At 50.7% G+C, this 21,470-nt stretch carries 17 protein-coding genes and 1 riboswitch; of the genes, 14 read left to right on the top strand and 3 right to left on the bottom strand.

Annotated elements, in window-relative coordinates; genetic code table 11:
* Positions 1-15: 15 nt before the first annotated feature.
* The 3 genes from ABEA66_RS19140 to ABEA66_RS19130 form a co-directional block, all read right to left on the bottom strand.
* Positions 16-1,458: a family 43 glycosylhydrolase gene (locus ABEA66_RS19140; RefSeq protein ID WP_345589877.1), complete on the bottom strand. Its 1,443-nt coding sequence runs from the start codon at positions 1,456-1,458 to the stop codon at positions 16-18.
* A gap of 45 nt (positions 1,459-1,503) precedes the next feature.
* Entirely contained in the window at positions 1,504-2,814 is a 1,311-nt protein-coding gene (locus ABEA66_RS19135; RefSeq protein WP_192704050.1) for an ABC transporter substrate-binding protein, read from the bottom strand.
* 89 nt (positions 2,815-2,903) lie between these two features.
* Positions 2,904-3,761 (bottom strand): helix-turn-helix transcriptional regulator, encoded by an 858-nt coding sequence (locus ABEA66_RS19130; protein ID WP_345589875.1) that lies wholly within the window; start codon positions 3,759-3,761, stop codon positions 2,904-2,906.
* Positions 3,762-4,109: 348 nt separating this feature from the next.
* Between ABEA66_RS19130 and ABEA66_RS19125 the strand changes: the two genes are divergently transcribed.
* The 14 genes from ABEA66_RS19125 (at position 4,110) to ABEA66_RS19060 (ending at position 21,466) form a co-directional block, all read left to right on the top strand.
* Positions 4,110-6,335, top strand: a complete 2,226-nt coding sequence (locus tag ABEA66_RS19125; RefSeq protein WP_345589873.1) for a rhamnogalacturonan lyase — start codon at positions 4,110-4,112, stop codon at positions 6,333-6,335.
* 193 nt (positions 6,336-6,528) lie between these two features.
* Entirely contained in the window at positions 6,529-7,419 is an 891-nt protein-coding gene (locus tag ABEA66_RS19120) for an alpha/beta hydrolase (protein ID WP_345589871.1), read from the top strand.
* A 157-nt stretch (positions 7,420-7,576) separates the two neighbouring features.
* Positions 7,577-7,969 (top strand): GntR family transcriptional regulator, encoded by a 393-nt coding sequence (locus tag ABEA66_RS19115; RefSeq protein ID WP_079909807.1) that lies wholly within the window; start codon positions 7,577-7,579, stop codon positions 7,967-7,969.
* Complete coding sequence (locus tag ABEA66_RS19110; RefSeq protein ID WP_345589868.1) at positions 7,966-8,682, top strand: ABC transporter ATP-binding protein; 717 nt, start codon at positions 7,966-7,968, stop codon at positions 8,680-8,682. Before ABEA66_RS19115 ends, ABEA66_RS19110 begins: the two co-directional genes overlap by 4 nt.
* Positions 8,679-10,271 carry a hypothetical protein gene (locus tag ABEA66_RS19105; protein ID WP_345589866.1) on the top strand — a complete coding sequence of 531 codons (1,593 nt, stop codon included), beginning with the start codon at positions 8,679-8,681 and terminating at the stop codon, positions 10,269-10,271. The genes ABEA66_RS19110 and ABEA66_RS19105 overlap by 4 nt, the downstream gene beginning before the upstream one ends.
* Before the next feature lie 192 nt (positions 10,272-10,463).
* Positions 10,464-11,057, top strand: a complete 594-nt coding sequence (locus tag ABEA66_RS19100) for a class I SAM-dependent methyltransferase (RefSeq protein WP_345589864.1) — start codon at positions 10,464-10,466, stop codon at positions 11,055-11,057.
* Positions 11,047-11,661: a DedA family protein gene (locus tag ABEA66_RS19095; protein ID WP_345589862.1), complete on the top strand. Its 615-nt coding sequence runs from the start codon at positions 11,047-11,049 to the stop codon at positions 11,659-11,661. The genes ABEA66_RS19100 and ABEA66_RS19095 overlap by 11 nt, the downstream gene beginning before the upstream one ends.
* Positions 11,662-11,901: 240 nt before the next feature.
* Positions 11,902-12,825, top strand: coding sequence for an amidohydrolase family protein (locus ABEA66_RS19090; protein WP_345589860.1), 924 nt, complete (start codon positions 11,902-11,904; stop codon positions 12,823-12,825).
* Positions 12,826-12,843: 18 nt separating this feature from the next.
* Positions 12,844-14,229, top strand: coding sequence for a sugar ABC transporter substrate-binding protein (locus ABEA66_RS19085; protein ID WP_345589858.1), 1,386 nt, complete (start codon positions 12,844-12,846; stop codon positions 14,227-14,229).
* A 23-nt stretch (positions 14,230-14,252) separates the two neighbouring features.
* Positions 14,253-15,182, top strand: coding sequence for a carbohydrate ABC transporter permease (locus tag ABEA66_RS19080; RefSeq protein ID WP_345589856.1), 930 nt, complete (start codon positions 14,253-14,255; stop codon positions 15,180-15,182).
* Between the two features lie 19 nt (positions 15,183-15,201).
* On the top strand, positions 15,202-16,059 hold the full coding sequence (locus ABEA66_RS19075; protein WP_345589854.1) for a carbohydrate ABC transporter permease: 858 nt from the start codon (positions 15,202-15,204) through the stop codon (positions 16,057-16,059).
* Positions 16,060-16,225: 166 nt separating this feature from the next.
* A riboswitch (cyclic di-GMP riboswitch) is annotated at positions 16,226-16,310 on the top strand.
* Between the two features lie 99 nt (positions 16,311-16,409).
* A complete protein-coding gene (locus tag ABEA66_RS19070) occupies positions 16,410-16,859 on the top strand; it encodes a chemotaxis protein CheX (protein WP_345589850.1) in 450 nt (149 codons plus the stop codon).
* A 125-nt stretch (positions 16,860-16,984) separates the two neighbouring features.
* Positions 16,985-18,094 carry a sensor histidine kinase gene (locus ABEA66_RS19065; RefSeq protein ID WP_345589848.1) on the top strand — a complete coding sequence of 370 codons (1,110 nt, stop codon included), beginning with the start codon at positions 16,985-16,987 and terminating at the stop codon, positions 18,092-18,094.
* Between the two features lie 276 nt (positions 18,095-18,370).
* Positions 18,371-21,466 (top strand): efflux RND transporter permease subunit, encoded by a 3,096-nt coding sequence (locus ABEA66_RS19060; RefSeq protein ID WP_345589846.1) that lies wholly within the window; start codon positions 18,371-18,373, stop codon positions 21,464-21,466.
* Positions 21,467-21,470: the final 4 nt, after the last annotated feature.

The raw sequence follows: 21,470 nt of genomic DNA, 5'->3' as shown, positions 1-21,470 counted from the left end.
GCTTATTACTTATTACTATACACGGACCCCATAATGAGGCGTTACGGCAAAGCCTTGACTGCGCCGGAGCTCATGGCTGGCCAACGGCCTGAGGTGCAGGGCGCCGCCGTAATCGCGATTACTGGTCAGCGCGAGACCCGTTGCGCGGTGCAGGATGCTGCACCAACCGCTGTGTTCGGCGTCATCGACGAGAGTCCATTGCTGTGTGGAGCGGCCGGATGCCTCTCGCAGCCGAACGGTCAGGCACATGTCGGCATCGGAATCCGTCTCTGCCTCAGAGACATCGTCAGCATCCAAATACTTGCCGTTATGCTTATTCCTAATCAGGACAGCTCCATCCTCCAGATCCTCTATAATCCAATGCTGTGCGGCAGAGCCATAAGCCAATTTCCCGGCTGTAACCGTGTCTCCCTGCGATTCGCCGACGGCTGGACTTGCCGAATCATCACCCGAGACTGCCGCCAAATATCGGTGCGACCGGTTCAGGATACGGGAGAAGCTGCCACCTTCGCGGGATGGCACGATGCTGGCTTCCTCCGAAAGCACGCTCACCGCATCCGTCCATTCAAGCTTCATTGACTTGTCGTCCGGAAACCGGAGCGGCAGGAAGACGTAGGAGGAGCCATGATAGTCCGAAGGGTCCCACCGGTCGCCGACATAGAGATAACGCGTTTCCCCTTCTCGGCTAACCGGAAGGATGAAGGTGGGCTGCGTATCGTATGTGGTCGGTCCACCCAGGTCGTAAAGCTGTGACCAGTTGCCGGTCAAGCTGTCCGAATAAGCATACTTGCCTTGATTCGGCTCCCAGCCGGTGCAGCCGGACGAAACCATAAAGTAGACGCCGTTTCGCTTCATGACGGCAGGAGCTTCCCGGTACTGGCCCGGCCACAAGGTTCTGACATGCTCGTCAATCGACAAATAATCGTCGCTCAGACGGTACATGTGCAGGTCGGCATTTTCTCTCGCGGCCGAAATGAAATAGGCGGTCCCGTCATCATCGACGAACAAGGTGCAGTCCCGCGACATGAATCCGCAAGGATTGAAGCTGCCGTGATACGTATATTCCCCGTCAACCGTATCGCAGCTGGCGACAGCACAGCGGGCGGCTGAATAGTCGGAGCCGTTCTCCCAATGCATCCACATGACGTAGCGGTTGGCAGGGGCATGATAAATGACCTTCGGTCTTTCGATATTGGCGCCCCGTCCCGTTGCGGCGTCCGTAACGAGCTCCGGTGCGGTCCGAACATCAATCGGCCGGTAAGGGGAATCCAGGGTAAGCACATCACCGCGGAACTCCCAGTCCCTCAGATTGTTCGAGCGGTAGCAGGATACGCGCTTGCGTCCCTGCCTGTTTTCCCCGAACCAGTAGTAATAGTCTCCGGATTGGAGTAATCCTCCCCCATGGGCATGAATCGGCTGACCGGATGTGTCCCGCCATTGCGTACCGTTGTACAGCATCGTTCTTCCTCCTGTTCTGGATAGGCTTGATACACTTGACGAAGATTATTTGCCTGAACCAATATCGATTTGCCGGATATGGTTTTGGATAGCTTCATCGGCGGCGCGCAGCGTAGTATTCACATCCTGCTCGTCATTCAAGTATTTGGTCACTTGCTCGCTTATCAATTTACTGGCATCGGGATATTTGCTTGTTGACGTATAAGCCGGAATATAGGTGCCTTTAAATATCGCATCCAGATGCTTGCCCTGCAGCACGGGCATATCGGCTCCCAGCTCACGGCGGATGCTGGCATCCTTGAGGACTGACAGCTTCCCGGAGGCTCTCGTCATTTTTTTCTGAATCGCGTCCGACGTTAATATTTCGATCACCTTGAACGCTTCGTCCTTGTGCTTGCTCGTTTTGGTCACGAAGGCGACGTGCTCATCCACCATACCGGCCATATTCGGTTTATCCGGGTAGCTTGGATATTGAGCGATGTCCCAGTTCAAGCCTTTGGCTGCATCCGATTGGAGCAGATTGAAATTGTTGCCCGTCGCAAACATCGCCAAATTGCGGTCCTTCATAAATTGATTCCGCTGGTGAACATTTGGAACCGGTTCGTTCGAAGGGATCGTATGGATCTTCTTGGACAGCTCCAGAATTTGCTTCCAGGACTCATTATTGAAGTTCGACTTGCCGTCCTTGATGGAAGGGAGCGCGATTTGCAGTGCCAGCTTCCCGTATCCTTCGGCCTCCAAGCCCCGATAGCGGACGCCCTGCTCCTCCCGGCTCACGCGCTTGGCCAGCTCGATGGTTTCATCCCATGTCATGCCGTCCTTCGGATAATCGACGCCGAACTTATCAAAAATGTCTTTATTGTAGTAAATGACGTTGAAATTCGAATCATAGGGCAGGGCGACCAGTCCGCTTTTATCATAGCCCCGAATGGTATCCACGTATGTGGCCTCGAAGCGGTTCAGATCCAGGTTATGCTTCTTGATGAGAGGCGTCATATCTTCAACCAGCCCCAGCTCCTGATAATCCGGGATCAGATTGACCCATGTCGCGATAAGGTCCGGCACAGTGCCTGCGGCTACCATTTCCTTAATGTTGTCGCCCTTGAGCATTTCGATTTCGATATGGGGATATTTTTGCCGGAGCGGCTCGACAATAAGCGATTGGAAATCGGCGTCGTTGATTTCAGACCATTTTTGCGCCATCAACAGCTTCACAGGCTCTTGCTTGGCAGGGGCCTGGGTACCCTGATCGGGTGTTGGTGCAGCGGTTTGCCCGCTACCTCCGTTGCTGCAGCCGATAAGAGCACCGATAGCCAGCAATGCTGCCATAGCTGCCGCGTAAGAACGAATTACCATTTTGCAATCCCCCTTTTAGTTTCCTTTTGAAAGCGGTTTAGTGTTATCCTATCACGGGTTTTCGGGGGCCAGCAATTCACAAAAGAATGCTAAAATAACACTTTTGCACTGACACCGCAGCGATATTGAAAAGGGGTCGTACCTACCTGGGCGCGAAAAAATTTACAGAAATAGGCGGCCGACGAAAAGTTCAGCTTCAAGGCGATGTCCTCCACAGACAACGTGGATTCCTGCAGCAGCTTCTTGGCCTTCTCGATCTTCACTTTATTGAGATAGTGCTTCGGGGACATCCCGTACACCTGCTTAAAGCAGTCCGTAATATAATTGCGGTGCACGTGCAAGCGCTCCGACAGCTCCGAAATTTTCAATCCTTCCGCTCCTCCGTATGTCTCCAGCAAATAGGCCGCTTCCGCAGCAATCGTATGCTTCGATTTGGGGGCAGAGGGTTCATCCCGGATATCGGGGATTACAATTTTTTCAATTAAAAAAGCCAAAAATTGCATCATCATGGACTGCACCATCATTTTCTGGGTGAAGGCCGGCTCCTCCAGCGACTTGAACAATTGGATCAGCCGGTTCATGGAATGCCGGATCTCGCTTTGAATTTCGGGTGGCTGCTGCGTGCTGACAATCGGCTGTCTCCTGCGGTGGAACAACGAATGGACCTCCCGGGGCTCCACATCGAAGTGAAAATTGAAAAACCGGCTTTCCTCATGCGCTTGCGGATAGTGCAGCTCGCCGGAATTGACGAGAATAAAATCCCCTGCTCTCAGCTCGTACTCAATCCCGTTAATCCATTCGCTCATGAAACCGGATTCAATATATAAAATTTCAAACATCGGATGTTTATGGTTCGGATATACGGAGCCTTTCTCTGCATTTTTATATAAAATGCTCCAAACATGAAACGATGTAAAAAAACCGGGGAAGTAAAAATGATCCTTCATCTTTTGCACCGCCCTTTTCCAGTAAATGCCTTTGGTTTCAGAGTATCATAACGAATCCGTTGGGTAAATGTCCCTGTGTATGCAAAAAAGTACAATCGAAAAAACGGGCGTAAAACAAAAAAATGCAAGGTAATCAAAAATATACAATTGTTAGCCGGAGGGAGAATCCCTTATGGTTAGGGGGTAGTACAGGCTTGCTGGCAGGACTAGAAGAGAGGATAGGCAGGAGGTGAAATGACATTTTGTAACCGTATACATTTTGTAGCGGTGTGATGGAAACAGGCAGCAGGGGAGATACGGATGAAGCACAACCAAATGATGGAAGTACATTAGGAGGCGAAATAACGGATGAATAAGAAGCTCAATCGGAGATTCAAGAAAACAAGCCATGTACTTGCAGGTGCCATATTATTAGGCGCATTGGCCGCGCCGCTGCAGGCAAGTGCGGCTGCCGGTTCGGCAGGCATACCAGGCGCTTCTTCTATACAAAGGCAAATGGAATACTTAGACCGAGGTCTTGTAGCGGTAAAAACAGACAGCGGTGTGTTCGTCAGCTGGAGGCTGCTCGGCAATGAGCCTGACGGTATTGCTTTCAATCTGTATCGCGACGGGGTGAAGGTCAACCCGTCCCCGATAACGAATAGTACGAATTATCAGGACAATTCCGGCTCAAGTGAATCGAAGTACACGGTCAGAGCTGTTCTGAACGGCAAGGAGCAGCCGGCTTCGGCCGAAGCAGGCGTTTGGGATACGAATTACTTGTCGGTTCCTCTGCAAAAGCCGGCTGACGGCGTCAACCCGGACGGCTCCACCTTTACATACAGTGCTAATGATGCAAGTGTCGGGGATCTGGATGGGGACGGCCAGTATGAAATCGTGCTTAAATGGGACCCGTCCAACTCCAAGGATAACTCGCAGGACGGGGTTACCGGAGAGGTGTTTATTGACGCTTACAAGCTGGATGGCACCTTGTTATGGCGCATTGGTCTCGGGAAAAACATCCGCGCGGGTGCGCATTATACGCAATTTATGGTATACGACCTCGACGGGGACGGCAAAGCGGAGATCGCGTTCAAAACGGCTGACGGAACGACGGATGGAACCGGCAAAGTCATTGGAGATGCGAATGCGGACTATCGCGATCTGACAGGCAGTCGCCCTGGACGTGTGCTATCGGGGCCGGAGTATTTGTCGATATTCGAAGGGAAAACCGGCAAGGAGCTAGTAACGGCGCCTTATGATCCGCCGAGAGGCAAGGTGACGGACTGGGGGGATAATTACGGCAACCGGGTTGACCGTTTCCTTGCATGTATCGCCTATCTGGACGGCAAAAGACCGAGTCTTGTGATGGCACGAGGTTACTATACCAGAACCGTACTTGTTGCGTACAACTGGCGTGACGGGGAGCTGACCAAGCTCTGGACCTTCGACAGCAATGAACCCGGCAATGAGACCTACGCAGGGCAGGGGAATCACAATTTAAGCGTGGCCGATGTTGACGGTGACGGCAAGGATGAGATCATCTACGGGGCCGTGACGATCGACGATAACGGAAAAGGGCTCTACAATACCCGATTAGGTCATGGCGATGCCCTGCATGTCGGTGATTTGGACCCTGGCAGACCGGGACTTGAAGTGTTCAAGGTCAATGAAGACAAAAATTCCCCGTACGGCGCAGCCATGTGGGATGCGGCTACAGGAGAAGTTCTATGGGGTGTCCATACAGGGAAGGATACGGGCCGCGGCATGTCGGCGGACATCGATCCGAACTATGAGGGTGAGGAAGTATGGGCATCGACAGGAGTCGGGTTGTACTCGAACAAAGGGCAGAAAATCAGCAGCTCCACGCCTTCGATCAATTTCGGCATTTGGTGGGACGGTGACCTTCTTCGTGAGCTGTTGGATAACAACCACATCGACAAATGGGATTACAACAATTACAAAACCGTGAATCTGCTGACCGCAACGGAGGCAGCCTCCAATAACGGCACCAAAGCGAATCCGGCTCTGCAGGCTGACTTGTTCGGCGACTGGAGGGAGGAAGCGGTGTGGAGAACGGAGGACAGCACGGCCTTGCATATTTACACAACGACGGATTTGACGGACCATCGGATTTATACGCTGATGCATGATCCGGTCTATCGACTGGGTATTGCATGGCAAAATGTCGCGTACAACCAGCCGCCGCATACCGGGTTCTACCTCGGAGTTGGAATGGAGACACCTCCCGCGCCGAATATGTATGTCGTACTTCCGGCCGAGGTGAAGGTTGAGCCGCAAACCTTGAATCTGAAAAGCCAAGGGGGCCAGAATTCCGTCACCGTATCTATTCAGCTTCCTGCAGGTTATGATGCCTCCGCCATCGATGCTTCGACGGTACAGATGAGCGTCTATGGAAGCAAGCCTATAGCAGCCCAAGCCGCTTCAGGCAATAAAGCTGCGCTCAAATTTGACCGGCAGCAGCTTATCGGGGCGCTTCAGGGACAAAATGGCAATGTGGAGGTTACGATCACAGGGGCATTGAGAAACGGTCATACGTTCCGGGGGACCGATATCATTAAGGTTAATCATTAGTTCATGCTTGTACGAGGGAGAGCAGCTCTGACACAGGGGTTGCTCTCCCTTGCTTTATAAGGAACTTAAGATGCGATTGAGGGTTCCGCATGGAGATGTTTATCCATTTAGGGCAATATGCTACGATAATGTTATCGTTTATGCAAGTGAATAGTACAGCCTTATTCAGCATCCCATAAAAGGAGTGATCGAATTGAAGCCGACTTATACGGATCATGCTGCCTTCCGGTTAGAAGCGGGGCATTTGCCTGCCGGCGAGCCGCTCTATATTCGCGGGGACGTAAGACTAAAGCGGGAGGAGGGCTCCGCCAGCGAGGCACTAAAGCCTGTGTTGCTAATCAGCCACGGCTTTAAAGGCTTCAAGGATTGGGGGTTCTTCCCTTATATTGCGGAAAGGTTCGCCGAAGCCGGTTTCTTCGTGGTGACCTATAATTTCTCGTGCAACGGTGTCAATGAAACGGACTTTGACGAGCTGGACAAATTCGGCGTAAACACATTCTCGCGCGAGCAGCAGGATCTCGATATTGTGCTTAAGGCATTGCTCGGGCGAAAGCTGCCGCTTGCCGAGAAGGCCGATACGGAGCGCATCTATTTGCTCGGCCACAGCCGCGGAGGCGGCGGGGGAATCGTCTTTGCGGCCGAGCATCCCGAGATTCGGGCTCTTGTCACGTGGAACGGAAGCGCCTACGCCGATTTATTCGACGAAGCCTTCAAGGCTCGGGTGCTGGAGGATGGAGTCGGCTATGTGACCAATGCGCGCACGAAGCAGGAGATGCCGATCCGGGCTGAATTTTATGCCGACCTGGAGGCTAACGGGGAACGGTTTGATATCATTCGCCGTCTGGCGGAGCTCACCATTCCGGTGCTGCAGGTGCAGGGGGATCAGGACTCGCCGCGTCTGCTTGCGGGTTTTGAGGCGCTTCGTGCAGGAGCCCCCCAGCATAAGCCAACCGTGATCCAAGGCGGGAACCATACGTTCGGCGCGGTGCATCCGTTCGTCTCCACGACCCCTCATCTCGAGGAGGCCATTCAGGCGACGCTTCAATTTTTGCAGGAAGTAGACTCTAAACGAGTACATAGCTAGAAAATAACCAGGTCCTTCATGGTCATGCATGCTTCATGCCTGACTGTGGAGGATTTTTTTGTGCCAATCGCCTGTTGAAGTGTGTGGTGAGTCGTGATACAATACACACATATTGTATGGTGTGTAACCATACACTTCTAACATTGGAGTGGAACGAATGGACGATTTTAGATGGAAGCCGGATCAAGTGCGAATCGACCCGTCGCGTCCTCTGTATGAACAGTTCGTTGAGCAGCTGCGTGCCGATATAGCGCGCGGCGAATTGGCTCCCGGTACCCGTTTGCCGTCTGTCAGGGAGTTGGCTGCAGGCATTCGCGTCAACCCGACAACGGTAATGAAGACATACCAGGAGCTGGAAAGAGAGCAATTGATCGTAACTTACCGCGGTCAAGGCACTTTCGTTACGAAAGACGAAGCCATCATTCAACAGAGCAAGGAAACGCTTGCTGCTCAAGCCGTACGCAAGCTGCGCGAGGTCGCCGAATCGCTCAACATGACGGTGGAAGAGCTGCTGTTATTAGGAGGATACAAAGGGGGAACAAGAGAATGATCGCTCAAGGCAATGATAATGCGCCGGTCATCGAGTGCCGGCAGGTTAGCGTAACCATAGGGAAAACGAGAGTGCTGCAGGACGCTACGTTTACCCTGGAGAAAGGACGCATAGCCGGTCTGCTCGGTCCTAACGGGGCGGGTAAATCCACTTTACTGAAGGTTTGCTCAGGAATATTGGAGCCAACAGCAGGAACGGTTGCTGTATTCGGGGAAAAGGCAGGCATAGCGACATTAAGAAGCATGGCTGTGCTGCCGGATCGGGGCAAACTCCCCGGATGGCTTACGTCCGGTGAGTGGCTCCAGTATGCCGAATCGATTTATCCGGATTGGGACTCCCTTTACGCCGAACAGCTGACAGAAACATTGAAGCTGGATTTGGCGCTGCGCATTGCTTCCTTGTCCAGGGGAGAGGAAGCCAGATTGCAGCTATTGAGCTGTCTAGCCCGCAAGTCTCCGCTCATCATGCTGGATGAACCGTTCACCGGCGTCGATATGATATCGCGTGAGCGGATAGCATCTACAGTCGTTGGTGATCTGGCGGATGGGGAACGAACCTTCCTTATTGCAACACATGATATTCGCGAGATGGAGCAATTATTTGATACACTGATTTTGATTGATCAAGGGACAATCCGGGCGACAGATGAGGTAGATGCATTAAGAGAGCAGGGACTATCGGTTGAAGCTCGCTATAGGGAAGTGTTCTCATGAAAATCATCAAGCTGCTTGCCGATATGGAAACAAGCCGATTCGGCTCTTTTATGCTTGGAACCCGCAGAAGTAACTACAAATGGATCGGTCTCGGTATGCTGGTCCTGCTAGCTGTCAGCATAGTATTGATGAGAGGCTTTACTACGGTCAATGGCTTGCTGAGCACTGCAGTACTGAATGTTTTCACAGTGATGATCTTTTTTGTCCTGATAGATGGAATCCACCTCTCCACCAAGCAGGAAAGAGCATGGTGGCTTCTGCTTCCTCATCCCCGTCTGACCCTCGTATTGGGCAAAGCGCTGGCATTATGGCGAATAGGGATGCAGCTGTTTTTGTATTTTGTGCTGATACGAATGGCACAATATGCCCTTTTATTAGGACTGCATCAAATAGAGGCTGCCGCATGGACTGACGTGCTATTGACCTTGGGAGCGGGGGCGCTTCTTTTGATTGCAGCCTTGCCGGTGATAGTCAGTCTAGGGATTCTCGTATCGGTATTTCCGTTGTGGTGGGTGCGCAGTCTTGTGATCCTGGTGATGATGTATTTATTTACGCTAAGCCTTATATTTACCTTTATGGCGGGGGACACTGGCTTCGCTTCAACTACTCTTACGCCGTTATCTGTTAGCCGATTTGCCGGCATCGCTTTGTTGATCGGATGGCCCTTTTCCATCCTATGTTTAGGGTTTACCGCGACAGTCGGGATGAGGTATTTGGTGAAAGCAAGCTCTTGGACCGGCAGTGCTGCCGTTAGACGACATCCTGAACGACAGGCAGCCTTGCCAGTAACAAGGTCTAGACCGAGCGTTAGCCGGAACAGCAATCCATTTTGGTCGCTAGTTGCGATGGAGAGACGCAGATATCTCTGGTTCGGGCTGCAAAATCATCGTCAAGGAAAAACTATTGCTGGCGTGTTAATGATGGTTATTGCCTTCATTGCGTACCAAAACGCCGGGGAAGTGTTTGAATTGGTCTCGTTCTTTTCTTTAGTGTTCATTGGCTTTTATATGTTTACGATCATATATTACTTTAATCGGCAAACTGAATTTATGAAAGGGACTGCCTCGTGGTGGGTTGCGATGCCGCATTCACGGCGATTGCTGCTTGGGAGCCGCGCCATGGCTTATTTATCCGTTGTGCTGCCTTACTTGGCGGTTCTGCTGCTAAGTACGGTTATCGGCACGGCTGTGCGACAGTGGATAGACCCGATGCCGAAAGAGGAGCTGAAGGTCGCGCTGAGTTACTTCTCCCACTATGCTTTAGTGTTTATTCCGCTCATCATTTTGTATATTATTGCTTTACAAGGGTTTCCCGCTTTTCTGAAACGCTCCTGGCAGATGATTTTTACGGCGCCGCTATATGGCGGATACATTCTCAGCTTTCAATTGGCCAATGCTGTTATTATGCCGCATCGACTGGATGGGGCAACGTTTCGATCAGGTCCGGCGCCTGATTTTGGTTACCACCTGCTGTTGATTTATGGGATTGCAGTGCCTTATGCCTTATTCTGCTTTTGGCTTGGCTGCAAATATATGAACCGGTACGCGTTAGCCCGGGATACCATTTGGCTCGGCAAGCTGAATAAATAACTAAGACATGCCGACAGCCTTCCACCAAATGACAATACCTGCCAATAACCTGCATGAGATGAAGGGGATATTGGACATCCTAGCCTTAGGTCCAGGGAATTCCCAGCCTGCGGACTATTGAGACGCAAATCCATTATCTGTAATCTATAGATAAAAGATGACGAGACCATGAAGCAGGGAGTTGCTCAATAGATGATCAATATTGGAACGATGGTGCAGGAAAAATTCCTTTTTCTTAATAAATTTATTCAATCCCCTAAAGATGTGGGGAGTATTACCCCCAGCTCGAAATATTTGGCCAGAGCCATGACGCGAAGCATTCCTTGGGATGGAATAGAAGCTGCCGCAGAATTGGGAGCAGGGACCGGTGCGATTACCGAATCTATGAAACAAGTTGCAGGGAAGCATACAAGAATCCTTTTATTTGAAAAGGATACCGCGCTCAGAAACCAGCTGGCCGAAAAATACACGGACATGGCCTGTTATCCGGATGCCTGTCAGATCCGCAAAGCGATGAGCAAGGAAGGAATCGAATCGTTAGACCTGATATTGAGCGGACTGCCTTTCTTTAATTTCCCGCAGCCGATCCGCGATGCCATCCTGCAGGAAGTATTGCTGTCGCTGAAGCCGGGCGGATGGTTCGTGGCCTTCCAGTATTCGCTGCAGATGAAGCAGCAATTAAGCCGCTATTTTGAAGTAGAAAGCATTCGATTCGTCCCTCTGAACCTGCCGCCTGCTTTTGTTTATGTTTGCCGCAAGAGAGGTGCCGGGGAAGATGGGCTATGATACGTTAATCAGCATGATCGGCGACTACGGCTATGCGGCATTATTTTTTGCCTTGTGGCTCGGTATCGTGGGAATGCCGATTCCCGACGAAGTGATCGTAATGACCGGTGGAGCGGCTGCCGCAAGCGGGCTGCTGCATGAGATTCCGGCTTTCTTGTTAACGTATCTCGGCGTTATCTCGGGACTGTCCTTGGGCTATTTTCTGGGCCGCTTTATGGGGACAAGGGTCATTGAAAAATGGAAGCGTCAGAAGAAGATGGAGAGGTACTTGTCCATGTCGGAGAAGCTGGTGGAGAAATACGGCCCCTATGCTCTAGTAGTAAGCTACTTTTTCCCGGTAGTCAGACATGTTACCCCCTATATCGTCGGGATCAATAAGATGGGCTTCCGAAAGTATGCGCTGCTGTCCTACTCCACAGGCTTTGTGTGGACATTGATTTTTTTCGCCGCAGGCAAAATGGCTGGAAATCACGTTGAGCAGGTTGGGCTGCTGATTCACAGCTACGGACTCAAGCTGCTATGGATTCCGATTGCAGCGGCGGGGATCTGGATGGTCTATAAAATAACCCGGGGGAAGCGTTCGAACTTGGATGCCGGGAACTAGTCGGCAAAATAGGAAGGGGCAGAATGCGGATCTAATGCAGCTGCTCTCTTTTGGGTTCGGTGGTAAAAAAAGGGTTGACATCTGACGGCAATGGATTTAGTATACAAATAACCATTAAAACCAACTAAGTATATAGGAATAATAAAAGTATCATTCGCCGGACGGCCGGAGATGAGGCGCTCTTTAAGAGAAGAGCTGCAGCATCTCCTTTTTTTATGTTCTAGGCAAAGGAGGATGGATATGTTCACTAACGGATTCAAGGTGTTTGACATTCATGCGCATCTGCCCTATCCGCTGCCGTTTCTGAAGCGCAGCGAGATTATTAACGAGCATAACGCCAAGCGGTCGGAGCGAATGCGGCTGACGTGGGACTTTCCCCGCAGGGACCAGGAGGAGGAGAGGGAGGCAGGCAAGCCTGTCATTGAGCGTTGGAAGGAGGAGCTCGAAAAGTATGACATCGGGGGCATCAACTTCTTGACCGCATGGAATAACGATAATTTGGCGGAGCAGATTCGGGTCAGTCCCGACCGGTTTACCGGCTTCGCCCACCATTCCATTGAACAGCCGGATGCGGCCGAGGAGTTGAAGAGAGCGGTCGATGAGCTGGGACTAAGAGGCTACAAGCTGTTCGGCCCGCTGGTGCAAGTCGCCTTCGACTCAGCCTCCTTGACACCGGTTTGGACCTTCGCAGCGGAGAGAAGGCTGCCCGTGCTGATTCATTTCGGTATCCTGGGCCATACGGGCGGCATTGTGCATCACCCTAATATCAGCCCGCTATCGATCTTTAATGTAGCCCGGGAATATCCGGAGATTCCGTTCATCATTCCGCATTTCGGCGCCGGCTATTTCCAGGAGCTGCTGCATTTGTGCTGGAGCTGTCCGAACATTTACATCGATACTTCAGGCTCCAATCAATGGATGCGCTGGACCCCATATGAGCTAACCCTGGAGACGCTCTTTCGTAAGACCTATGAGCTGATCGGACCGGAGCGGATCATCTACGGTTCGGATTCCAGCAGCTTTCCAAGAGGCTATGTATACCGCTATTTACAGGATCAGGTCCGGGTTTGCCGGGAATTGAACTGGAGCGAGCGGGATATCGAGAACGTGTTCGGCAACAATGCGAGGCGATTGCTGAATGTTCCAACGAAGCTAACTGAATAGGAGAGAGGAAGGAAGAGCATGAAGAGAAGAAGGAACAGCCAATCCATAGACAGGATGAGAGCCGCTTTGCTGCTATCCGGCTTACTTATCGCTTTATCCGGCTGCTCGGGAGGGGCGGCCCAGCATGCTTCCGGGAAAGGAGACACACCCAAGGACCAGGAAGCAGCCAAATCGTCCGCCGATGCCGCTCAGTCCAAGGACGAGAAAGTGACCATCGAATATTGGCAGTATCAGTACCCGGCCAAGGTCGATTTGATCCATGCGCTCATCGAGGATTTTCAGAAGAAGCATCCTAACATTATTGTAAAGCAAACCAATTTTCCCTATGACCAATATAACGAGAAGGTGGCGGCGCTTGTTCCTGCGGGAAAAGGACCCGATGTCATCAACCTGTACTACGGCTGGCTGCCCAAATATGTCTCCTCGGGGTACTTGCAGCCGCTGCCGGACAGCGCCTTTTCGGAGGCGGCCATTAAGCAGGAGTTTTTCCCCTTCGTGGATACCGCCAAGCTGAACGGCAAATATTACGCCATTCCGACGGCTGTCCGTACCCTCGCGCTTTTTTATAACAAGGAGCTGTTCGCCAAGGCCGGGCTGGATCCCGCCAAACCGCCGGCAACATGGGATGAGCTGGTGGATTACGCCAAGAAGCTGACCCAGAAGGATAAGAACGGCCAGTACGTCATCGAGGGGCTGGCTTGGCAGCCGAACGCGCAGCTGCATCATTGGTACCGGGATGCGCTGGTGTATCAGGCGGGGGGCAAAGACATCAGTGACGATAGACGCAAAATTTTGTGGAACCAATCCCCGGCAGGGCTTGAGGCCTTCAAATATTTGATAGATTTGTCGCTTGTACATAAGGTGGGCACGAACAATTTTTATAATGATGACATTACGGCCTTCAAGGGCGGTCATGCGGCGATGAATATCGACGGTTCGTTCCAGCTCGGCGGCTTGAAAAAGGATGTGCCGGATTTGCCGTACGCGATCGCCCCGCTGCCTGCATATAAGGAGAAAGCGACGCAGGTATCGTTCTGGGCCAATGCCATTACGAAAAACGTGCAGGGCAAAAAGCTTGAAGCCGCCGCGGAGTGGCTGAAATATTTGACAAGCAAGGAAGTGCAGGAGCAATGGGTGGAGAAGGTCGGTGAGCTTCCGGCCAAGAAGGAGGTCGCTTTGCAGGAGAAATATGCCAAGGATGAGAAGCTGGGGCCGTTCATTCAACAGCTTGGCGTGGCACATGCCCATTTCTTCGTTGATGAGAAGCTGGAGCGGGACTACTTCACAGAGGCGGTCGATCAGGTCGTGCTGAACAAGGTGCCTTACGAGAAAGCTTTCGAGGAGCTTGTATCGAAGACGCAGAAGCTGTATGACGATTATTGGGCGAAGCAGGATAAGAAATGAGGCGGGAGTCAGGGGGAGTGTCTATGGAACAAGTAAATAAGCTTGCACTCCGTAAAAAGCCAATTTCCTTTAAAAGCGGGCTCAGCTATAAAAAGCAGCGCTATCTGTTTATTTACAGCTGCCTTCTGCTGCCCCTTCTTTTTTTTGTCATCGTACGTATTCTTCCTATTGCCTATGCATTCAACATTGGCTTCCGGGAGTGGGATTTATTGTCGGAGGAGAAGCCCTTCGTCGGATTCGACAACTATGCAGCGCTCTTTCAGGATACGAAGTTCATCAGGTCGCTCGGCAATACGTTCGTATATGTTCTGATCGGCGTGCCGGGGCAGTTGATCGCCGGTTTGGCGGTTGCGCTCCTTCTTCATAAGCTCCATGTATCCAGAGGCTTGTACCGGACCCTTTACTTTATCCCCTATATCACCAGTGTAGTGGCGGTAAGCTGGGTGTTTCGCTGGATTTTTATGAAAAACGGAGTTATCAATGCGCTGCTCCTGAAGCTGGGTCTCGAGCCGCAGCTATTCCTGGGCTCTCCGTCTCAAGCGATCTTTATTGTTATTGCCGCAATGATATGGCAGAGCATCGGGTTTCAGATGATTGTCTTTTTGAGCGGGCTGGAGAATATCCCGACCTTGTATTACGATGCAGCTTCCATCGACGGAGCGAACCGCTGGCAAAGGTTTCGTTATATTACCTTACCGCTGCTCAACCCGGTTCTAGTGTTCTCCGTCATTATTGCCAGCATCAGCTATCTGCAATCGTTCACCCAGGTGTTGAATATGACCTTGGGAGGTCCGCTGAACTCGACGGTTTCCCTGGTATTGTATATCTACGATATGGCCTTTAAGCATTTCAATATGGGAGAGGCGGCTGCGGCGACCGTGGTGCTGTTTGTCATTATTTTATTGCTGTCTCTGCTGCAGATGAAGATATTAAGCAGCAAAACAGAGTATTAGGCCCTAGGGGGTGAAGGCAGTGAAGGTTACAGGAAACGCCGGTGGAACGAACAAGAGGCGCCGGTTCGGGGCTACTATAGTTCTGCTTCATATCGTACTCATCATCGGAGCTGCGGGAATGGTATTTCCTTTTGTGTGGATGATCGCCACCTCCTTGAAGCTGCCGAAGGACGTATTCTCCTTGCAGCTGATTCCGGAGACGATGACCCTTGATAATTATGCGGCCTTGTTCGTCCAATCCCCGTTCGCCGATTGGATGCTGAACAGCCTGATCGTAGCCTGCATAACGACGGCAAGCGTGGCGCTGTTTGATACGGTAGCAGGCTATATTCTGGCCCGATTTTCATTTCACGGCAAGCAGGTTATCTTTATCGCCATCTTAAGCACGATGATGGTGCCTACGGAGATGCTGATCATCCCCTGGTATATCGCCTCTGTTCAACTGGATTGGGTAGATACGTATACGGGGATTTTGTTTCCCGGGATCATGTCGGCTTTCGGCATTTTCCTGATGAAGCAATTTATGGAGCAGGTTCCTCAAGAGCTGCTGGACGCAGCCAGAGTCGATGGTTTGAATGAATGGAGCATCATGGTGCGTATTGCGGTGCCTCTTGTTCGTCCCGCGCTGGCTGCATTAGGAATACTTACTTTTTTATCCAGCTGGAACGCTTTTATTTGGCCGCTTATTGTGACCCAGTCGCCCGAACGATTAACCATTCCGGTGGGCATATCCTTCTTCTCGAGCGAACAGAAGGACAGCAGCGGCTGGGCGATGATTATGACAGGAGCAAGTGTCTCGGTGCTTCCGCTAATCGCCGTATTCCTGTTGTTTCAAAAGCATATTATCCGCGGCATTGCATTAACGGGACTGAAATAGGTTCTTCACCACTTGGCGGGTACTTATATGAATTTGGCCTCTTTACAAATAGCCGGATATAGTAGTAAAGTCATGGAGATGCGGTTGGTGCTATAGGAAAACAAGTACTATTTTGCCAGCTTGTATGCTACAATGGATGTAGTTTGGCTATATAATCACCATGACAAATCGATAATGGCAAACTTGCCGAAAGGCAGGGACGCAAAGCCACAGGCCTAAAGGAGCATTCCTATGGCGGCTGGGTTACCGAAAACGGCGCATAGGTTCTAAGTTTTGCAAAAACAAGACTGCCCAATTTCGGGCAGTTTTTTTTAATTCTTATAACTTTCTTTGTAAAGGGGCTGTATCATGTGCAAGCAAACTTCGTGAACCCGTTCTTAACTTCATCACTTCATGTCATTGAAACGCTGATCCAAATTAAACCCATTGTCGGGCAGCTTAGTATGAGAACGATCCAATACACGGAGGATTACGTTTGGCTCAAAATCGGGATTCTAGGCCAGCTGCAAAAGGATATTATTTTTGGTATTCCCGAGACGGTTGCTTTACGGATGGTATCCGGGATGATGGGCGGTTACCCCCTCACGCATTTTGATGAGATGTGCCAGAGCGCGGTCGGCGAGCTGGGGAATATGATTAGCGGAAATGCCAGCACCTTGCTGTTTCAGCAGGGGATCGAAGTCGATATTACACCGCCGAGCCTCATTAATGGAGCTGCAAACCATTGGGGTGGCGAAGTGTTCAGTATTCCTCTTAGTCTGGAATCCATCGGAGAATTTCATATTTATATTTCCGCATAATAATGTATACTATTCCTATGAGACAAAATGTATATAAAGTCCTATAGTTTTGAGCATTGGACTTCCGATCTCTTTATGATATGTTATGTAATATCACACTCCTATATATAGGCGGGTTTTCTTTTATGGATGCAGAGCCTTTGTTAAAGCATGTAAGGGATAAGAAGTCACAGGTTATTGAGCAGTGGCAGAAGCTGATGGAGGAGCAGATTTTACGCGGGTATAATGTATCCAATATGATGCGCAGGGGCGACATCTATTTTGATTATATTACCGATCTTCATATTCCCCCGGAGCAGCATCCGATTCGGCAATTGGTTGACGATTGGTGCGGAAGGTTCGAGGAATTGGGGCTTCAAATTATTGATATTATTCAATGCTCTCACTCATGGCGCCGCGCCTTGCTGGATGTACTCGGAGATTCGCTGCCGGCAACCTTGTATCACCAAATTTGTCTTCGAATCGACGATTTCGAGGGAATCCTATGCAAGCATTATTGGCAGATTACATTGGCTTCAATGATAGAAAAAGATACGGCTATTCACCAGCTTCACGACGACCTGATGAATCTGATCGGGAAAATGGCCGCCAGCATGGCGCACGAAATTCGCAACCCTTTAACTTCTATTAAAGGGTTTATTAAACTGCTTCGTTCTAATATCCATTCTCTGCCAAAAGAGAAGATAGACTCCTATTTGGAGTTCATAGAGGATGAATGCAACAATATGCATATGCAGGTGACCGGATTTCTCAGCTTCTCCAAGAAGCCTATGGTGGAAGAAGAGAAGGAGCCGATCTCCGTCAAGCAGATGCTGGAATACAACCTGTCGTTGCTGCGCCCTCGACTAATTAATGAAAATGTCAATCTGTGCGTTAAAATTCCGGAGCATATGACCCTTCGCGTTCAGAGGCTGGGAATCCAACAGGTGCTGAACAATTTGATTAATAATGGTATCGATGCGCTCTCTCAAGCGAAGTATGATAAAAAAATGAAGATATCCGCCTTCGAGGACCAGCGTAAAGCCTATATTCACATTACGAATAACGGTCCTCCTATTCCGGCGGAGCTCGCCAAGTCGCTGTTTGTTCCATTTGTTACCAACAAAACGAATGGAACGGGTTTAGGTCTTACGATTTGCAAGCAAATTATGCATAAAAATGACGGGGAGATCTCGTTCTCCAGCACGGATAAGGAAACTGTATTTATGCTGACCTTTCCCAAGTCGGCTTCCTGAATAACTGAATCCATAATAGAGGAACTGCAAGCGATTAAGCTTGCGGTTTTTTTGTATGCACATATACCTGCAATAACTTACCAACGGTTAAATAAGGAGCCGGGAGGGGTTTGTTCATGCTCCGTTCATATTCGTGGTGTACTTTAATCGAAGAAATCGAATGTGCCCTGTCGTCATTCGTCCGGGCATAACGTGGATGCCGACGCTGATAAAGCAAAGCTCAGTACCGCTTACGAAGAAAGCTTTGCTCCGCAAAGCTCTTAGGAGGGGAACCCAATGAACAAACTGACCAGCTTCTCCATGAAAAATGTAGCTGCGGTGTTCATCATGATAGCCATATTGATGGGCGGAGGCTTGTACTCAGCATCTACATTGAAAGTGGAGAACATGCCGGACGTATCCTTTCCGGTAGTCTTAATTTCCACCACCTACCAAGGTCCGCCTAAGGATGTGATGGAAGAGGTCACGAAGCCTATAGAGGATAAGGTGGCCAATATCGAGGATCTTGATTCGCTGACGTCTACCTCAAGCGATAACGTATCCACTATCATCGTCCAATTCAAGCAAAATGTAGACACGGATAAGAAGAAGCAGGACTTGGAAAGTCTGGTGCAGGAAGTGAAGCTCCCTGCGACGGCAGATAGACCCAAGGTATCCACCTTCGGCTTTGCTTCGATACCTGCCTATTACTTGGCGATCAATGCCGACAACGGCATGAGCCAGACCGAGCTGGATCAGCTCTATGAGGACAAAATCAAGCCAGGCTTTGAAGCGATGCCAGGCATTGACCATCTGGACTCCATCGGCGCTAGAGAAACGACCATGGATATTCAGCTGGATGCGGATGCATTGAACAGCTTTGGCTTGACCCCGGCGCAAGTGACGGCCTCGCTGCGCAGCGCTTTGTCCAACGGGCCAATCGGCTCCGTCGAGTTTGACGGCAACACGAAGATGGCGCGGGTCACCGGCAATCTCGACAGCCTGTTTGGCTTGGAGCAGATGGAGCTGACCACAGGCAGCGGCAGCACGATTACGCTGAAGGAGATCGCCAAGATTAAGGCGGTAACCGAATCTACCTTTAACGCCCGCCTGGATGGGAAGCCGGCTATCGGCGTTCATTTGTACAAGACGAAGAGCGCGAATGCCGTTGATTTCTCCAACGATACGGACAAGCTGATCGCAGAGTGGCAGCAATCGATGCCTGGCGTGACCTTCAAAGCCGTATACAACAGTGCGGACGAAGTCAAAGAATCCGTAACCGGCATGCTGAAGGAAGGCATATCCGGGGCGCTGCTCGCCTCCTTGATGATTCTGTTGTTCCTGCGAAATGTTCGTATGACGTTGATCGTTCTAGTATCCATCCCGTTGTCCATATTAATCACCTTGCTCGCGATGTCTCAGCTTAATATTACTCTTAACATCATGACGCTTGGCGGTATGTTTATAGCGGTCGGGCGTGTCGTCGACGATAGTATCGTGGTCATCGAGAACATATATGCCGCGCTGCAAAAAGCGCATGAGCGCAACGAATCGGTAATCAAGCTTGCAACCAAGCAAGTGTCTATGGCTATCACATCATCCACGCTGGCAACCGTCGGGGTATTTGCTCCGATCGGGATGGTAAGCGGCATAGCCGGTGAATTTTTCAGACCATTTGCCATTACGCTCGCCTGCGCCCTGCTTGCATCCCTTCTGGTGGCGCTGACGGTGATCCCGATGATGGCCAAGCTGCTGGTGATCCGCGGCGGAAGCATCAAGCATCATGATGAGAACAAGCGTGGTCCGGTCCAAGCTTTTTATGAAAAAGTGTTGAAATGGAGCCTGACCCACCGGATCAAAACGCTGGTTATCTCAGGCCTTTTGCTGGTCGTCACATTGGCGGCCGTCATGCCTAATTTGGCCGTCAGCTTTATGCCGAACAGTCAGGCAGAACGCCAAATGTATTTTCAAATCAAGCTGCCTTACGAGACTTCCTTTGAGAGCAACGACCAGCAGACGAAGCAGATTGAAGCGATGCTGCGAGAAGCCAAGGACAGCTCGGGCGAACCGCTTTTCACCTATGTTGAGGCCTTGGTTGGCTACGGCGGCAAAACCGATCAGGTAGCTTATGAATCCGAGGTGTATACCGAGGTGAATGAGAAGGCCGACCCGGACAAAGTGAAGGATGATTACAAAACGTTAATTCTGAACGAGCTGCCAAAAGGCTCGGAGGTAACTCCTAAGACATTGGCGGGCGGTGGCGGCGGCGTTTCCTCGACCGACTTCTCCTACTCCCTGAAGGGAGATGATCAGAAGCAGCTGGAGAACGCATCAGCTATCGTGAAAGAGAAAATGAAGGAATTCCCTGAGCTGACGGAAGTGGAAGACAGCTTGAGCGATTCGAAGACGGAAGTCGAAATCAATGTCGATCAGCAAAAAGCTCGTACGTTCGGCTTGAGCGCTTCGACGATACGCGATACGGCACGCAGCTGGATTCAAAAGGATCAGCTCGGCGATCTTCATTTTGACAACTTGCTGTACAAAACAACGGTCGAGCTAGCCAAAGAGGATAAAAATTCGCTTGATAAAATCGGGAAAATCCCTTTGAAGGCTTCGAACGGAAATACGGTCTATTTGAATGAAGTAGCTAAAATTACGGAAAAGCAGGCTCCTGCTTCCTTACAGCGCGATAGTCGTGTTCAGGTTGTGACGATTACCGCCAAAATCAATGATGTGAACAAATCCGGCGTCAGCAACAAGGTATCTGCCGCGTTGAATGCAACGGAACTGCCTGACGGCGTATCCCGCGAGGTCAAAGGGGTAACCGCCGATATTCAGGAAAGCTTCTCACAGTTGTTCGTAGCAATGGGTGCCGCTGTGTGTATCGTGTATCTGGTCATGGTGCTTGCCTTCGGTAACGCCGGTGCGCCGTTTGCGATTCTGTTCTCGCTTCCTTTTGCCGCCATCGGGGGGTTAATAGCGTTATTGTTGACGGGAGAGTCGTTGAATATTACATCCTTGATCGGCTTTATGATGCTGATCGGCATCGTAGTTACCAATGCCATAGTGCTCATCGACCGCGCACAGCAGTTAAGAGATGAAGGCTACACGGTCCGTCACGCGTTGGTAGAAGCCGGCATGGTGCGGTTAAGACCGATCATTATGACGGCGGGTGCTACCGTCGTTGCGTTGATTCCATTGGCTCTTGGTCTGACCAAAGGCACCTTGATTTCCAAAGGCTTGGCTGTCGTGGTCATCGGCGGGCTGACGACTTCAACGATACTGACTCTGGTTGTCGTACCGGTCGTGTATGAGCTGATTGAAGCCATCAAGAGTAAAGTCGGACAATGGCTGCACCGTAAGCAAAAACCTAATGAAACTATGGACATGTAAGGGG

This window comes from Paenibacillus vulneris (assembly GCF_039543185.1).
GTDB lineage: Bacteria > Bacillota > Bacilli > Paenibacillales > NBRC-103111 > Paenibacillus_S > Paenibacillus_S vulneris.
Note: the sequence above shows the minus strand (reverse complement) of the source record. Positions and strands in the feature narration are given on the sequence as shown.

Coding starts and splice junctions, on each gene's coding strand:
- ABEA66_RS19105 (WP_345589866.1), top strand. CDS start 8,679: ATGAAAATCATCAAGCTGCTTGCCGATATGGAAACAAGCCGATTCGGC.
- ABEA66_RS19130 (WP_345589875.1), bottom strand. CDS start 3,761: ATGAAGGATCATTTTTACTTCCCCGGTTTTTTTACATCGTTTCATGTT.
- ABEA66_RS19065 (WP_345589848.1), top strand. CDS start 16,985: ATGGATGCAGAGCCTTTGTTAAAGCATGTAAGGGATAAGAAGTCACAG.
- ABEA66_RS19060 (WP_345589846.1), top strand. CDS start 18,371: ATGAACAAACTGACCAGCTTCTCCATGAAAAATGTAGCTGCGGTGTTC.
- ABEA66_RS19095 (WP_345589862.1), top strand. CDS start 11,047: ATGGGCTATGATACGTTAATCAGCATGATCGGCGACTACGGCTATGCG.
- ABEA66_RS19100 (WP_345589864.1), top strand. CDS start 10,464: ATGATCAATATTGGAACGATGGTGCAGGAAAAATTCCTTTTTCTTAAT.
- ABEA66_RS19085 (WP_345589858.1), top strand. CDS start 12,844: ATGAAGAGAAGAAGGAACAGCCAATCCATAGACAGGATGAGAGCCGCT.
- ABEA66_RS19125 (WP_345589873.1), top strand. CDS start 4,110: ATGAATAAGAAGCTCAATCGGAGATTCAAGAAAACAAGCCATGTACTT.
- ABEA66_RS19110 (WP_345589868.1), top strand. CDS start 7,966: ATGATCGCTCAAGGCAATGATAATGCGCCGGTCATCGAGTGCCGGCAG.
- ABEA66_RS19090 (WP_345589860.1), top strand. CDS start 11,902: ATGTTCACTAACGGATTCAAGGTGTTTGACATTCATGCGCATCTGCCC.
- ABEA66_RS19140 (WP_345589877.1), bottom strand. CDS start 1,458: ATGCTGTACAACGGTACGCAATGGCGGGACACATCCGGTCAGCCGATT.
- ABEA66_RS19115 (WP_079909807.1), top strand. CDS start 7,577: ATGGACGATTTTAGATGGAAGCCGGATCAAGTGCGAATCGACCCGTCG.
- ABEA66_RS19080 (WP_345589856.1), top strand. CDS start 14,253: ATGGAACAAGTAAATAAGCTTGCACTCCGTAAAAAGCCAATTTCCTTT.
- ABEA66_RS19135 (WP_192704050.1), bottom strand. CDS start 2,814: ATGGTAATTCGTTCTTACGCGGCAGCTATGGCAGCATTGCTGGCTATC.